Origin of the sequence: Sphingomonas sp. PP-CC-1A-547, from assembly GCF_003610375.1 — a bacterium.
In the GTDB taxonomy this organism is placed as follows: Bacteria; Pseudomonadota; Alphaproteobacteria; order Sphingomonadales; family Sphingomonadaceae; genus Sphingomonas.
The window spans coordinates 142,369-157,237 of the sequence record NZ_RAPZ01000015.1; the positions used below are offsets into that span (position 1 = coordinate 142,369).

The 14,869-nt window shown below is 66.7% G+C and carries 15 protein-coding genes; 4 read left to right on the plus strand and 11 right to left on the minus strand.

What is annotated here, in order from left to right; genetic code table 11:
- Positions 1-114: 114 nt before the first annotated feature.
- From C8J39_RS16970 to C8J39_RS17005, 8 genes are all read right to left on the minus strand, one after another.
- Positions 115-1,146 carry a sensor histidine kinase gene (locus tag C8J39_RS16970; protein WP_120301518.1) on the minus strand — a complete coding sequence of 344 codons (1,032 nt, stop codon included), beginning with the start codon at positions 1,144-1,146 and terminating at the stop codon, positions 115-117.
- On the minus strand, positions 1,143-1,583 hold the full coding sequence (locus C8J39_RS16975; RefSeq protein WP_056053360.1) for a response regulator: 441 nt from the start codon (positions 1,581-1,583) through the stop codon (positions 1,143-1,145). Before C8J39_RS16975 ends, C8J39_RS16970 begins: the two co-directional genes overlap by 4 nt.
- A complete protein-coding gene (locus C8J39_RS16980) occupies positions 1,580-3,085 on the minus strand; it encodes an ATP-binding protein (RefSeq protein ID WP_120301519.1) in 1,506 nt (501 codons plus the stop codon). Before C8J39_RS16980 ends, C8J39_RS16975 begins: the two co-directional genes overlap by 4 nt.
- 75 nt (positions 3,086-3,160) lie before the next feature.
- Positions 3,161-3,955, minus strand: coding sequence for an exonuclease domain-containing protein (locus tag C8J39_RS16985; RefSeq protein WP_120301588.1), 795 nt, complete (start codon positions 3,953-3,955; stop codon positions 3,161-3,163).
- 27 nt (positions 3,956-3,982) lie between these two features.
- Complete coding sequence (locus C8J39_RS16990) at positions 3,983-4,432, minus strand: PH domain-containing protein (protein ID WP_243650216.1); 450 nt, start codon at positions 4,430-4,432, stop codon at positions 3,983-3,985.
- A gap of 388 nt (positions 4,433-4,820) precedes the next feature.
- Positions 4,821-6,188 (minus strand): phosphoglucomutase/phosphomannomutase PgmG, encoded by a 1,368-nt coding sequence (pgmG, locus tag C8J39_RS16995; protein WP_056066329.1) that lies wholly within the window; start codon positions 6,186-6,188, stop codon positions 4,821-4,823.
- Between the two features lie 110 nt (positions 6,189-6,298).
- Complete coding sequence (locus C8J39_RS17000; protein WP_056066325.1) at positions 6,299-6,553, minus strand: DnaJ domain-containing protein; 255 nt, start codon at positions 6,551-6,553, stop codon at positions 6,299-6,301.
- Positions 6,550-7,389 (minus strand): division plane positioning ATPase MipZ, encoded by an 840-nt coding sequence (locus C8J39_RS17005; RefSeq protein ID WP_120301520.1) that lies wholly within the window; start codon positions 7,387-7,389, stop codon positions 6,550-6,552. The genes C8J39_RS17000 and C8J39_RS17005 overlap by 4 nt, the downstream gene beginning before the upstream one ends.
- Positions 7,390-7,464: 75 nt before the next feature.
- On the opposite strand from C8J39_RS17005, the gene panC reads away from it, so the two are divergent.
- Together panC and C8J39_RS17015 are read left to right on the plus strand one after the other, a co-directional pair.
- Positions 7,465-8,316: a pantoate--beta-alanine ligase gene (gene panC, locus C8J39_RS17010; RefSeq protein WP_120301521.1), complete on the plus strand. Its 852-nt coding sequence runs from the start codon at positions 7,465-7,467 to the stop codon at positions 8,314-8,316.
- 78 nt (positions 8,317-8,394) lie between these two features.
- Positions 8,395-8,691, plus strand: coding sequence for a sel1 repeat family protein (locus tag C8J39_RS17015; protein ID WP_056053341.1), 297 nt, complete (start codon positions 8,395-8,397; stop codon positions 8,689-8,691).
- Between the two features lie 116 nt (positions 8,692-8,807).
- On the opposite strand, the gene topA is transcribed toward C8J39_RS17015, so the two are convergent.
- Complete coding sequence (topA, locus tag C8J39_RS17020) at positions 8,808-11,411, minus strand: type I DNA topoisomerase (protein ID WP_120301522.1); 2,604 nt, start codon at positions 11,409-11,411, stop codon at positions 8,808-8,810.
- 437 nt (positions 11,412-11,848) lie between these two features.
- On the opposite strand from topA, the gene C8J39_RS17025 reads away from it, so the two are divergent.
- Entirely contained in the window at positions 11,849-12,085 is a 237-nt protein-coding gene (locus tag C8J39_RS17025; RefSeq protein ID WP_120301523.1) for a hypothetical protein, read from the plus strand.
- Positions 12,086-12,096: 11 nt separating this feature from the next.
- Here C8J39_RS17025 and dprA read toward each other — a convergent pair whose 3' ends face one another.
- Positions 12,097-13,188, minus strand: coding sequence for a DNA-processing protein DprA (gene dprA, locus C8J39_RS17030; RefSeq protein WP_120301524.1), 1,092 nt, complete (start codon positions 13,186-13,188; stop codon positions 12,097-12,099).
- Positions 13,181-13,795 carry a glycerol-3-phosphate 1-O-acyltransferase PlsY gene (gene plsY / locus C8J39_RS17035; protein WP_120301525.1) on the minus strand — a complete coding sequence of 205 codons (615 nt, stop codon included), beginning with the start codon at positions 13,793-13,795 and terminating at the stop codon, positions 13,181-13,183. The genes dprA and plsY overlap by 8 nt, the downstream gene beginning before the upstream one ends.
- 215 nt (positions 13,796-14,010) lie before the next feature.
- Here plsY and murI point away from each other — a divergent pair, with 215 nt between their 5' ends.
- Complete coding sequence (murI, locus tag C8J39_RS17040; protein ID WP_120301526.1) at positions 14,011-14,799, plus strand: glutamate racemase; 789 nt, start codon at positions 14,011-14,013, stop codon at positions 14,797-14,799.
- The last annotated feature ends 70 nt before the right edge of the window (positions 14,800-14,869 follow it).

The window sequence follows — 14,869 nt, forward strand, 5'->3', positions numbered from 1 at the left end:
GAGGTGGCTGGCGCTTGCCAGACGGAGGGGGCGGAAAGGGAAACCCTTGTCGCGTGTGCCTCCCCCTCCGTCACCTACGGCGCCACCTCCCCCTAGCGGGGGAGGATTTGAAGGCTACCGAACTACGGCGCGGAGGGTGGCGCGGACGCCGGTGTGGGTCGGGTCGTATTCGACGATCGACTGCAGGCTCTGCGCCATCGCGCGGATCAGCTTGGTGCCGAGACCGGTACCGCGGGGGACGGCGTCCTCGGGGATGCCGCAGCCATCGTCTTCGACCGCGAGCAAGAAGACGTCGTCGTCGATCCGGCGGAGCGCGACGCGAACTTCGCCGCCGCTGTCGGGATAGGCGTATTTGCACGCGTTGGTGACGAGTTCGGTGACGATCACGCCGAGCGACACCGCGCGGTCGGTTGGCAGGCGGATCGGCTCGGCGGCGAGGGTCAAGGCGCGAGGGAGCGCCTCGGTCGACCAGGTCTCGGCGAGTTCGTCGACCAGCGCGCCGAGATATTCCTGCATGTCGACGCTCTCGACGTCGTTGCTGGTGTAGAGCCTGCGGTGGACCTGCGCGATCGCCTGGATGCGGCGCTGCGTATCTTCGAGCGCTTCGCGTGCGGACGGATCGGTCAGCGCGGTCGCCTGGAGTCGGACCATCGCCGAGACGAGTTGCAGCGAGTTGGCGACGCGGTGGTTGACCTCGCCGAGCAAGGCCTCGAGTCGCGCGTTGCTGGCGCGGAGATCGGCCTCCGCGGACGCCTTTTCCTGTTCGAGCAGGGCACGCGCGCGGACCTGTTCGAAGGAGGCGGCGAGCAGGTCGAAGAAGTCCTCGCCGATCGTCTTCACGACGTAATCGGCGGCACCGGCCTTCAGCGCGGCGACCGCGATGCGGCCTTCCTCGGAGCCGGTGACGTACACGACGGGGGGCGGATCGGGCAGGCGGCGGAGCGCTTCGAGGGTTTCGAGGCCGTCCATGCCGGGCATGTAATGGTCGACCGCGATCAGGTCGAAGCGCTCGGCAGCCGCCTTCACGACGCCCTCGGCCCCCGTCTCGGCGACGGTCATCCGGTAGCCGCGGCGTTCGAGCGCACGCGCCGCCAGCCGCCGGATCCCGGCGTCGTCGTCGATGTAGAGGACGCGCGTTTCGCTCACTCGGCTTCGGGAACCTGGATCACCGACAGGAACAGTCCGAGCTGGCGGATCGCCTGCGCGAAGCTCTCATAGTTGACCGGCTTGGTGATGTAGACGTTGCAGCCGAGATCGTAGCAGCGCTCGATCTCGACCTTGTCGTCGGTGGTGGTGAGCACGACGACCGGCGTGCGCTTGAGCGGGCTGCCCTCCGCCTTGATCCGGGCCAGGATGTCGGTGCCGCTCATGTCGGGCAGGTTCAAGTCGAGCAGGATCATCGCCGGGCCGCTCTTCGCAGGGCCGTCGGCGGCGTTGAACAGGAAGTCGAGCGCGGTGGTGCCGTCGGTGAAGTGACGGATATCGTTCAGGATTCCGGCACGGCGGATGTTCTTCTCGATGAGGCGGGCATGACCCTCGTCATCCTCGATCATCACGATGCCGACGGTCTTGTGATCGTTCATGCTGCGTCCTGGATGGTCATGTGGGTCGGCAGGTTGAGCCGAAAGGTCGCGCCGTCGCCGAGCGTCGACTGTACGTCGATCGTGCCGCCCAGACGATAGGCGAGTGCGCGGACATGCGCGAGTCCGATGCCTTCGCCCGGCTGGTCCTGCGCGCCCGAGCGACGGAACAGGTCGAACACGCGCTGGTGATCGCGCGGATCGATGCCGCGGCCATTGTCGACCACCGACAGGATGACGCGGCCGCGTTCGGTGTGGCCTTTCACGACGATCTCGCCGGGGCGGCCGGGTTGCAGGTATTTGGTCGCGTTCTCGATCAGGTTCGACAGGATCTGCTCGAGCGCGAGGCGATCGGTGACGATGGCCGGCATCGGTCGCTCGACGCGCACCACCGCGCCGCGATCGTCGACGACGTGCTGCATCGCGCCGACGATCGTGTCGACCAGTTGCGCGGGGTCGATATGCTCGGGCGCGATCGTCCGGCGGCCTTCGCGCGCGAGCTTGAGGATGGCGTTGATCAGCCGGTCCATCTTCTGCGTCGAGGTGCGGATGAAGCCGATCGCCTCGGGCAGGTCCTCACGCGCCGCAAGCCGCGCGTCTTCCGTCAAGATGTGCGGCGCTTCGACTTCGGCGCGATCGACCAGCTCGGCGAGCGGCACCGCGGCGGCGGCGAGTTCGGCGGTGAAGCCCATCACGTTGACGAGCGGCGAGCGCAGATCGTGGCTGACGATATAGGCGAAGCGCTGGATTTCCTCGTTCGCGCGGCTGAGGTCGGCGGTACGTTCGGCGACCTGTTCCTCGAGCGTCTCGTTTAGGGTGCGCAGGCTGTCGCGCGACGCAGCGAGGTCGGCGGTGTAGCGGCGGATCAGCAGGACTGCGAGGATCGCGACGACCAGCAGCAGCGCCGCGGCGAGCCCGGCGACCGAGAGGAACAGCGCGCTGGTGCGTTCCTGTCGTGCGGTGCGGATCGCGAGCAGGCGGACTTCGTCGGCGGCCATCGCCTGGGTGCGGTAGCGGATGCCACGCATCAAAGGGACGCTGGCGTCGACCGCGAACCGGCGCTGCGCTTCGGCGATCCGACCTGAGGCGACCAGGGTCATCGATTGCGTCCGGAGCGCGCGCAACTGGACGAAGCGCGGCTCGATCAGGTCGAGGCGGGCACCCTGCCGAGGGTTGTCGCGGGTCAGGTGGCGCAGCTTGCGGATCGACGGCACCAGGTTGCCCGCGCTCCGGGCATAGGCGGTGGCGAACAGCGGTTTGCCGGCGAGGATGTAGCCGCGCCGCGCCGTCTCGGATTGCTCCATCTGGATCTGGAGCGTGGCGATCGCCTGGCGGACGTCCTGGGTGTGGAGGATCTCGGCGGTATAAGTGCGATTGCGGACGGTGATCCAGCCGATCGCGATCGCGGCTGCGGCCAGCGCGATGAAGCCGAGCGTCATGAACGCGACCAGCCAACGTGCGACTCGCCCTTCCGAAGAGGGCAGTTTCAGGCGTACGCGAACCATAGGACGGGCGGTGTAGGCTGGCGGATGTCGTTACGCCAGCGATACTGCCGGGTCCGCCAGCGCAACGATATTGATTTAGAGCAGCAGGTCCTGCGCGCTCGCCTTGCCAACACGGCCGCCACCGCTGCGCCGGTCCATCTCGTGGTTGGCGGTGAAGCGGATGTCGGGATCGCGATCGGTCATGAACGCCATCAGCGTCTCGTGATCGAGTTCGGACCATTCCTTGCCGCGATCGGGGCCGTAGCGGACACGGGGGATGAGCCCCGGATCACGCGACCATTCGAGCAGCTGCGCAAGGCTCGCTTCGTTCAGCATGTCGCGCAAGTGGAACGCGGTGACATAGGCATCGGGGAACGCGCGGTGCGCAGGCAGGCCGCGCTCGTGCTCCATGCCGTGCGGCTTGCGCCAGTAGCGCAGCACCTGATTGGAGAAGCTTGGCGAGTCGGGCCAGAGCCGCAGTGCGCACTTCCAAGTGCAGATCCACTCGGCGTCGCGGGTCAGCGCGGGGGTGCAAAATTTCTGCTCGAAATCGGCGCGGTGCGCGGCGAGCGCCAAGCGACGCGGCCACGGGTCGAGCACCTGTCGCGCGCAATCATGCCAGTATGGCGCATCGGCGACATGCTCGTCGAGGATGTGGTGGATCGCCTGCGTCACCGGCGGGATCAGTCGGCCGGGATTGACGAGCAGGCTGCCGCCTTCGCCGTAGATCTCCCAGCGGCCGTCCCCGCCGAGCGCGACGTCCTGCCAGCCGATCTCGCAGACGCCGTGCGCGGGCGGGGCCGAACCGGTCGTCTCGAGGTCGACGACCCGGATCATCTGGGGTTGCGGCCTAGGCTTGGAATATGCGGGCTTGGGATAGGGGGGCGCCATGCTCGCCATGTGGGGACAAAAGCGCGCTTAATCCAGCGCGTATGCGTCATCCACGTCGAGTTCGCGGACGCCGCGGCGCTGGCGGGCGCGGTCGACGAGCTTGCGCAGGCCTTCGCGACGGTCGCGTGCCATCGGGATATCGCGGAGCGTGAACTCGCCGCCGTTGGTCGTGCGGTCGCTCGAGGTGAGGATGATCGTGCCGATGTCGGTCATCTGGTTGAGCAGCGAATAGCCGAGGCGGACGTCCTTGATCCGGTAGAGCTCGATCTCGTCGATCGTCTTGAACAGGATGCCGCGCTTGATGATCAGGCGCTGGTCGGTGATCTCGTAGCTGGCGCTGCGGTTCTTGAGCCAGCGGACGCCGATGAGGACGAAGCCCACGCCGGCGAGACAGGTGAGCAGCGTGCCCCAACCGGCAAAGCTGCCGAGCAGCCAGCGCCGCGTGCTGGAGCGGAATTCGTCGACTGGGCGCTCCACTGGGGGACTCCTTGGGGTGGTGGTCGGGACGGTAGGCTGGGGGGATGGCGTGTCAATCATGTGTGGCTGCGGTCCGTCTACTGCCGCCACTCGCCACGTCGTCGTCATTCCCGCGACGGCGGGGATCCATATCCTCCGGACGGTTGCGATCCATTGGGAGGCCAGCCAGTCTGGGTTCCCGCCTTCGCGGGAATGACGGGGGAGTGGGCGGCACTGCACTGCTCGCCGCGAAGTGCTCGTCTAATTTTGGGAGCGCCCTCTCCATCAGCACCACCCCGGCGGAGGCCGGGGCCCAATTGGGGGAGGTTGCTGACGGAAGACAGCGCGCCGTTACTTCTACCTTTCCACTTGGGCCCCGGCCTTCGCCGGGGTGGTGCAAGTCTCACGGTTAGCGTCGCGTTACAGCGCTTGCCGACAGGTGCGCGTCGACCTCGGCCAGCAGCGCATCGAGCGCCGCCTGGTCCGTCGCCTCGGCACGTACCGTCAGCATTGCCTGCGTGTTCGAGGCTCGCAGCAGCCACCACCCGTCGGCGGTCGTCACCCTCGCCCCATCGGTGAGGTCCATCTCCGCCCCCTCCGCCTTCAACCGAGCGATCACCTCGTCCACCACCGCGAACTTCCGTCCATCCTCGACTGAAAACCGCAGGTCGGGCGTCGCCACCAGCGCCGGCATCGCGTCGCGCAACTCGGTCAGCGAACGCCCAGACAGATGCACCGCGCGGATCAGCCGCACCGCCGCATAGTGCGCGTCGTCGAAGCCGTAATATTCGCCCGCGAAGAACAGGTGTCCGCTCAGTTCCCCGCCGATCGGCGCGCCGGTGCGGGTCATCGCGGTCTTCATCAGGCTGTGGCCGGTCGGGGCCATCACCGACTCGCCGCCCAGTTCGGCGATTCGGTCGAACAACGCCTGCGAGGACTTCACGTCGGCGACGATCGGCGCGCCGGGGTGTTCGCGCAGCGCGGGTTCGACCAATATGGAGAGAATCTGGTCGCCCCAGATCACGCGGCCCAGGCCGTCGACCGCACCGATCCGGTCGCCGTCGCCGTCGAAGGCCAGTCCGAAATCGAGGTTCTTCTCGGCGACCAGGCGTTTGAGATCGGCGAGGTTCGACTCTTCGGTAGGATCGGGATGATGGTTGGGAAAATTGCCGTCGACATCGGCGAAGATCACATGATGCTCACCCGGCAGGAGCTGGACCAGCTTCTCGATCACCGGGCCGGCGGCGCCGTTGCCCGTGTCCCAGCCGATCCGGTACGCGCCGCCCGCATAGCCATCCATCAGCCGGTCCACATAAGCGTCGAGCACATCGGCGGTCGTCACTTCGCCCGCGCCCTCGCTCCAGGCTCCCGACGCGGCGAGCGTGGCGAGGTCCTGGATGTCGTCGCCGAAAAATGGCGCGTGGGCGTGCACCATCTTGAAGCCGTTATATTCGGGGGGATTGTGGCTGCCGGTTACCTGGATGCCGCCGTCCACTTCTAGCGTCGCCTCGGCGTAATACAGCATCGGCGAGGTGCTGAGGCCGATGCGGATGACGTCGACGCCGCCTGCGACGAGGCCGGAGACGAGCGCGGCTTCGAGTTCGGGCGAGGAGGTGCGGCCGTCATAGCCGACCGCCACCCGGTGGCCGCCCGCGGCGCGGATGCGGGTGGCGAAGCCTCGGCCGATCGCGGTGGCGTCGGCGGGGCCGAGCGCTTTGCCGACGATCCCGCGGATGTCGTATTCGCGGAGCGAGGTCGGGTCGAACTGGTGGGTCATTGGCCTCTCGACGATTATGTCTCACTACTGTTCCCCCGCGAAAGCGGGGGGCCAGGAGCCAATAGCGATAGCGCTCGTAATCCTGGGCTCCTGCATCCGCAGGAGAACGGTTACCGGGAGCGCTTCAGCAGCAGGTCGCGCGCGGCGTTTACGCGGCGAGTCAGGTCGGTCGAGCCGCCGCGATCCGGGTGGACCGAAGCGATCAGGCGGCGGTGCGCGCTGCGGATCGCGTCGGCGTTCGCGTTGCTGTCGATGCCCAGGATCGAGCGTGCTTCGGCTTCATCCGTCACCACGCGCTGCTTCGGCTTCGGGCGGAGGTAATGCCATGCCAGCCAGATGAAGACCGCGGCGACGATCCACTTCACGCAGCGACGTCCGGCGCTTGCTCGACAACTTCGGGCAACTGCAACGCCGCCATCATCTCGCGCAGTTCCTGGCGCGCCGCGACATGGCCGAGGCCCATGCTGCCGAACGCCTTCGCATCGATCATGGTCAGGCCAGCGGGGAACATCTCGCGGTAGATCACGCGCTCGCCGAGCCCCGGGATGATCCGGAAGCCGACGCGCTTCGCCAGTTGCGCGAGCGCGTCCGATACGCGGCGCATGTTGCGCGCCTCGATATGCTGGAGGCGGTTGCGCAGTACGACCCAGTCGATCGTCGTGCCGTCAGCGCGCGCGCGCTGTTTCCGGGCGTCCCAGATCAGTTCGGAATAGAAGCTCGGGCGGGTCACCTGGTAGGTCTCGGGATCGACCTGGCCGATCAGGTCGAAGTCGACGAAGCTGTCGTTCATCGGCGTGACCAGCGTGTTCGACAGCGCCGCGGCGGTGCGCGCGAACGGATCGTCGCGGCCCGGCGTGTCGACGACGAGGAAATCCGAGCCCTCGCACAGCGAGTGCCACAAATCCTCGAACTGGTCGTCGCTCTGGTCGGACAGTGTCGCATGGCGCGGCATCGGCAGGACCGAGCCGTTGCGCTTCATCGTCTCGGCGCGGTTGTCGAGATAGCGGCCGACGGTGCGCTGGCGGTGGTCCAGATCGAGACATGCGACGCGCGCACCCTTGGCGGCAAGCGCGATCGCGACGTGCACCGCGGTTGTCGACTTGCCGGTGCCGCCCTTCTCGTTGGCGAACACGATCACGTGCGTCGAGGCCGACGGGGCGACGTGCGTAGAAGCGGGGGTCTGTTCGGGGCCCGTGGCCAACGCGCGTTTCCTTATTGATCGTAACAGTCACCCTTCATAGAAGCCGCGACCGCACTTATCGAGTAGGAGTTTCACGTGGACACCGTCCGGGACCTTAATGCGTTGCGCGAAAGCGTCGCCGCCTTCCGTGCGGGCGGCCAGCGCGTCGCGCTCGTCCCGACGATGGGCGCGCTCCACGCCGGCCATGTCGCGCTGATCGAGGCGGCGAAGCGGCCGGGGACCAAGGTGGTCGCGTCGATCTTCGTCAACCCGACGCAGTTCGGTCCGAACGAGGATCTATCCCGCTATCCGCGGCGCGAGATGGCCGATATCCGGATGCTGAACGAGGCCGGGTGCGACCTGCTTTGGCTGCCCTCTGTCGAGACGATGTATCCCGACGGGTTCGCGACGTCGGTGCGCGTCTCGGGCGTCAGCGACGGCTTCGACGGCGCCTCGCGGCCTGGCCATTTCGATGGCGTCGCTACGGTCGTGTCGAAGCTGTTCAACCAGGTCGGGCCCGATGCGGCCTATTTCGGCGAGAAGGATTACCAGCAGCTCGCCGTTGTCCGGCGGTTCGTCGCCGATCTCGACTTCGCGATCGATATCGTCGGGGTGCCGACGCAGCGCGACGACGACGGTTTGGCGATGTCGTCGCGCAACATCTATCTCGACGACGAGCAGCGCAAGCAGGCGGTGGCCCTCCCGCGTGCTCTCGGCGTGGCGGCGCGGGCGATTGCGAAGGGTGAGGACGCCGAGTCTGTGCTGGACGATGCGCGGACGACGTTGGTCGGGGCGGGGTTCACGATCGATTACGTCGCGCTGGCGGACGCCGAGACGCTGGCGGAGAACCCGGCGGCGGATCGTCCACGGCGGTTGCTGGCGGCGGCACGGATGGGCGCGACGCGGCTGATCGATAACATCGCCATCGATGCGCCAGGCGCGTTGTAAAAAATGGGCGTTAACCCATTAACCATTTCGTAGCCCGAATCACGGCACTCTGTCCTCACGAACATTGGGGGCAAGACCATGGGCAGCAGTTTCAAGAACGCGAATATCGGAATCGAACGCCGTCTGGCGGATGCCGCGCGCGGCGACGACCGGGCGTGTTACGAACTCGGGATGGTGTATTCGACGGGGACGTCGGGTGTCGTCCTTGACCTGATCGAGGCGCATAAGTGGTTCAATCTGGCTGCGGTGTCGGGGAACATCGCGGCGCAGGAATGTCGGGCTGAGATCGCCGAGGACATGACTGCGCGGGAAATTTCTGTGGCGCAGCGTGCGGCGCGGGATTGGATGCAGTTGACGCAGCGGCGGGCGGCGTAAGCTAAAAAACTCCCCTTCCGCTTGCGGGAGGGGGCGGGGGAGGGGACCACCGCGAACGTCGCGTTCGTGGGGTATTTCGCTCCCTCCCCTAGCCCCTCCCGCGAGCGGGAGGGGAATTAGGCTTCCGCTTTTTTCTTTGGGGCGGATTTCTTGGCGGGGGCCTTTTTAACCGCCGCCTTCTTCGCTGGAGCTTTCGCCTCGGCTGCGTCCTTGGCCGGCGCCTTCTTCGCCGCCGGCTTCTTGGCGGGCGCTGTCTTCTTCTTCGTTGCCGGCGCCGCGGCGGCGCGTGCGTCGATCAGCGACGCTGCTTCCTCCAGCGTCAGCTGGTCCTTTTCGATCGACTTGGGCAGCGTCGCGTTGGTCGTGCCGTCGGTGACGTACGCGCCGTAGCGGCCTTCCATCAGCTTGATCTCGGCCTCGGTGCGCGGATGGTTGCCGAGTATCTTCAGCGGTGCCTGAGCGCCGCGCGCGGTACGTCCGCCGCCGGCCGCGGCTTCCGCAAGCTTCACGACTGCCGCGTTCATGCCCGTCTCGAACACGTCCGCCGTCGTCGTGAGACGGGCGTATTTGCCCTCGTGCTTCAGATAGGGCCCGAACTTGCCGATCGTCGCGATGATCGGTTCACCGGTCTCGGGGTGGTTGCCGACCGTCCGCGGGAGCGACAGCAGCTTGACCGCCCATTCGAGGTTCAGCTCCCCAATGTCCTTCGGGATCGACGCCATCTTGCGGTCTTCGCCTTCGCCGATCTGCAGATACGGGCCGAAGCGTCCCGACTTGCGCTCGATCGGCTGACCCGTGTCGGGATGCGTGCCGAGAGTCGACGGGCCGGCATCCGCCTCGGCGTCGCCGCCGGGTTGCGCGAAGCGGCGCGTGTATTTGCACTCGGGATAGTTCGAGCACGCGATGAACGCGCCGAACTTGCCGCCGCGGAGCGCAAGCTGGCCCTCACCGCAGTTCGGGCAGAGACGGGGATCGCCGCCGTCAGCCTTGGCCGGGAACAGGTATGGCGCGAGGAAGGTGTCGAGCTCCGCGGTTATCGCCGACGGCTGCTGCTCCATCACCTCGTTGGTGCGCGGCTTGAAATCGCGCCAGAACGCGTCGAGCACCGACTGCCACTGCGCGCGGCCGCCCGAGACGTCGTCGAGTTCCTCCTCCAGCTCGGCGGTGTAGTCGTAGCCGACATATTTCTCGAAGAAGCGTTCGAGGAACGCCGTCACCAGCCGCCCGCTCTCCTCGGCGAAGAAGCGGTTCTTCTCGATCCGGACGTAGGCGCGGTCCTTCAGCGTCTTGATGATCGACGCGTAGGTGGACGGGCGGCCGATGCCGAGCTCCTCCATGCGCTTGACCAGCGAGGCTTCGGAGAAGCGCGGCGGCGGCTGGGTGAAGTGCTGTTCGGCGTCGACCTTCTTCTTGGCGGGCGCATCGCCTTCGCGCATCCGCGGCAGGCGACGCGCATCCTCATCGGCGGAATCGTCCGACCCTTCCTCGTACAAGGCGAGGTAGCCGGGGAAGAGCACGACCTGGCCAGTCGCGCGGAGGATGTTGCGGCCGGTGCCGTCGGCCATCTCGACCGTGGTGCGTTCCATGCGGGCGGACGCCATCTGGCTGGCGAGCGCGCGCTTGAAGATCAGGTCGTAGAGGCGCGCGTGATCGCCGCCGCCCGCCTTGTCCTTGCCGAAATCCGTGGGGCGGATCGCCTCGTGCGCTTCCTGTGCGTTCTTCGCCTTCGACTGGTATTGGCGTGGCTTGTCGGGGACATAGCTCGCGTCGAAGCGGTTCGCGACGGCGAGACGCGCGGCGCTGATCGCGCTGCCGTCCATCTGCACGCCGTCGGTACGCATGTAGGTGATCGTGCCGTCCTCGTAGAGGCCCTGCGCGATCCGCATTGTGTGATCCGCCGAGAAACCGAGTTTGCGCGAGGCTTCCTGCTGCAGGGTCGAGGTGGTGAACGGCGGCGGCGGGTTGCGCGTGGCAGGCTTGGTCTCGACCGACTGGACCGAGAAATTGCCGTCGAGCACCGCCTGCTTGGCGCGCAGCGCATCGCCCTCGTTGCCGATCGAGAGACGGTCGAGCTTGTTGCCCTCGAACTGCGTGAGGCGCGACGTGAACGCGGTGCCGTCATGCTCCATCTCGGCCGTGACCGACCAGTATTCCTGCGGCTTGAAGACGTCGATCTCACGCTCGCGCTGGACGATCAGGCGGAGCGAGACGGACTGGACGCGACCGGCGGACTTGGCACCGGGCAGCTTGCGCCACAGCACCGGCGACAGCGTGAAGCCGACCAGATAATCGAGCGCGCGGCGGGCGCGATACGCGTCGATCAGGTCGTCGTCGAGCTCGCGCGGGTTCTTCATCGCCTCGGTGACGGTGGCCTTGGTAATCGCGTTGAAGGTGACGCGCTCGACCTCCTTCGGCAGCGCCTTCCGAGCGCGCAGCACCTCGCGGACATGCCACGAAATCGCCTCGCCCTCGCGATCCGGATCGGTCGCGAGGATCAGGCGGTCGGCGACCTTGGCGAGATCGGTGATCGCCTTCAGCTGCTTCGACTTGTCCGCGTAATTCTCCCATGTCATCGCGAAGGCGTCGTCGGGATCGACCGAGCCGTCCTTGGGCGGCAGGTCGCGGACATGGCCGTAGCTGGCCAGGACGCGGTAATCGCTGCCCAGATACTTCTCGATGGTTTTGGCCTTGGCAGGCGATTCGACGATGACAAGCTGCATGGGGAAACCGGGGTCCTTACGTGTACGCGTACGAGGGTGGGGACGAAGGGGCGGTGCCGTCAACCCGGGGTGGGTATGAGCGAAGTACGCAGATGAGGACGCAGGCGCTGCTTTTCGAGAGGGGTTCCTGGGGGCGGGGTATTTCCCGGATTATGCCGGCGCTGCTGGCACAATATCCGTGTCGGTATGATGACAGTAGACCAATCCATTTCGTTGCGTCCGATCAGATCAGGCGCAGAGATCGTTACAATTGACGGTCCTCAGTCATCCCTTTCACCGCCCGCTTTATCTGGTCGCGCGCACAATTTTCGTCCAGCTTCCTGGCTACCGCAACCAGATACCTCGTTTCGCCAAGGACTTGCAGTTCGGCGTAATCATGATGGAACGTTGCTGGAAGGCGCGAGCCAATGTTTCGCACTGGACCGGGAGGATAGAGCGTGACCCGACATGACCTTGCGATAGCGAAATGGAAGTGTTCGTTCCTTGCCAAAAACATCGTCATCCTTCGCCAGTCAGATCCGGAGCCTCATGTCCTCAACCTGATCGCCTCGCATCAGCACGAACTGGACCTGCTGCTGGCGGCTATCGCGAAGACGCATGAAGCAAAGGATTGGGCTGCGGCCTGGGTGGCGAAATCGCAGACTGAGGGTAGCGTGGCCTTGGCGGCGTCCTGAAACCAGGACGATCAGCGCAGGCTGGCTCGACCGCCCGCATGACGTTCTAGATGGCCGCCGAGTTCGAGTTCGAGCAGCACGGTTTGGACGACCGCCGGGCTCAGGTGCGACTGGCGGATGAGTTCGTCGATCGTCACCGGTACGGGGCCGAGCAGGTCGGTGATCCTGCGGCGCTCGGTATCGGTCGCGTCTTCCGGGGGCGAGGCGGCGTAGGCATCGATCGGCGAGCGCACGGAGCGTGGATCGAACGGGCGGATCTGTTCGAGGATGTCGGCCGCCGATTGGACGAGCGTGGCGCCTTCGCGGATCAGCAGGTTGCAGCCTTGCGCGCGCGGGTCGAGCGGGCTGCCGGGGACGGCCATGACTTCGCGGCCGGACTCGTTGGCAAGGCGCGCGGTGATCAGCGAGCCCGACTTGGGCACGGCTTCGACCACCACGGTGCCGATCGCGAGACCGGCGATGATGCGGTTGCGCGAGGGGAAATTGCGCGCCTTGGGTTCAGTGCCGGGGGGCTGTTCGGCGAGCAGCAGGCCTTCGGTGGCGATGCGCTCCTGCAGCGTAGTGTTGTCGGGCGGGTAGGCGATGTCGATCCCGCTGGCGATGACGCCGATCGTGGCGCCGCTTGAGCCGGCGCCGAGTGCCCCGATGTGCGCGGCGGTGTCGATGCCGCGGGCCAGGCCGGAGACGATCGTCGTGCCCTCCTCGGCGAGTTGCAGCGCGAGCTGGCGGGCGAAGCGGCAGGCGGCGGCGGATGCATTGCGCGCGCCGACCATGGCGATGCAGGGGCGGCTGGCGTGCGCGATGTCGCCGCGGAGGATCAGGGCCGGGGGTGCGGTCTCGATCTCGGCTAGCAGGCGGGGATAGTCCGGGTCGTCGAGGAAGAGGTAGCGTGCGCCGAGCCTGGCGGTGGCGGCCATTTCGCGTTCGGCGAGGGCGGCGTCTGCGATTATAGGCGCTCGTCCGCCGCCGCGTTGGGCGAGCATGGGGAGTGCTTCGATCGCGGCGTCGGCGCTGCCGAAGCGGGCGATGAGCTGGCGATAGGTGACCGGTCCGATCCCGGTCGTGCGGATGAGCCGAAGTCTCGAGACCGTCGGGTCAGCCACTCTTTTGCCGGTTGGAGCCTATGCGTGGCTCGGTGCCCGAGAACAGGCGGTCGACGTTCTCGCGGTGCTTCCAGAGGACAATAAGCGCTAGCGCGAGGAGCAGCAGGACGAGGTCGAAGCGACCGAACAGGGCAGCTGCGAACGGCGCGCTGAGTGCGGCGGCTATGCCGGCGACCGAGGATATGCGCAGGCCCGCGAGTAGGCCGAGCCAGACGACCGCGTAGACGAGCCCGAGCGGCCAGTAGAGCGCGACGACGATGCCCATGAGCGTGGCGACGCCCTTGCCGCCCTTGAACTTCAGCCAGACGGGGTAGCAATGGCCGATGAACGCACCGGCCGCCGCGAGCAGCGCATTGCCGGGGAACAGGTGCGCGACCAGCAGCACGGCGACTGCGCCCTTGGCCATGTCGAGCAGCAGCGTGGCGGCGGCGAGGCCCTTGCGTCCGGTGCGCAGGACGTTGGTCGCGCCGATGTTGCCCGAGCCGATCGTGCGCAGATCACCCGCGCCGCCGAGCCGCGTGAGGATGACGCCGAACGGGATCGAGCCGAGCAGATAGCTCAGCACGAGCGATAGCGTGGGTGCGACCCAGAGAATTTCCGTCTGCAACTATTTCCCCCGTTCTCGGAGGGCTTATAAACGACCCGGGGCTGACGGCAAATGGCGTAAAGGGGGCACCGACCTCGCGCATTACGTCATCCTGACGAAAGTCAGGACCCAGGATTACAGGCGGTGGCTTTCGTGGCTCTGGGTCCTGACTTTCGTCAGGATGACGAGAAGAGGAATCTGGTTTGTCCGGGGCGATCCGTTCTAAGAGAGCGCGCATGGACACACGCCCCATCCTGTTCTTCGATTCCGGTGTCGGCGGGTTGTCGATTGTCGGCCCGGCGCGCGCCGCGCTACCAGGTGCGCCGTTCGTCTATGCCGCCGACTCGGCCGGCTTCCCCTACGGGACCAAGAGCGAGGCGGAGATCGCGGCGCGGGTGCCGGTGTTGCTGGGGCGGTTGGCGGAGCGGTATCGACCGCGGCTGATCGTGATCGCGTGCAATACGGCCTCGACGATCGCGCTGCCGGTGGTGCGCGCGGCGCTCGACCTGCCGGTGGTCGGGACGGTGCCGGCGATCAAGCCCGCCGCGCTGCTGTCGAAGACGCGGACGATCGGCGTGCTGGGGACCGAGGCGACCGTGCGGCAGGCGTATGTCGATGATCTGGCGGCGAAGTTCGCGGGGGATTGCACGGTGCTGCGCTACGGTTCGGCGGCTCTGGTCGAGATGGCCGAGGCGAAATTGCACGGCCGAGTCGTCGCGCCGGAACGCTATGCGGCGGTGATAGGCGGCTTGTTTTCGCAACCCTGCGGCGACGCGATCGACGTGATCGTCAATGCCTGCACGCATTTTCCACTGGTGGAGGCGGAGCTTGCAGCCGCTGCTCCGGGTGTGCGCTTCGTCGATGGTGGACCGGGGATCGCGCGGCGGATCGTGCATCTCATGCAGCGCGAATCATGGTCGGGAGCGGGGGAGGGCGTTGCCGTCTTCACCCGGTTGGGCGACGAGGAGCGCGCGCTCGGACCCGCCTTGGCGGCGCACGGGTTTGGCAGGATCGAGCAGCTTTAAGCGCTGACCTGGGACAATGTGCCACCTTGCGTCGCGGCCGCATCGTGGCAATGTGCTGCCAGGATGAGGA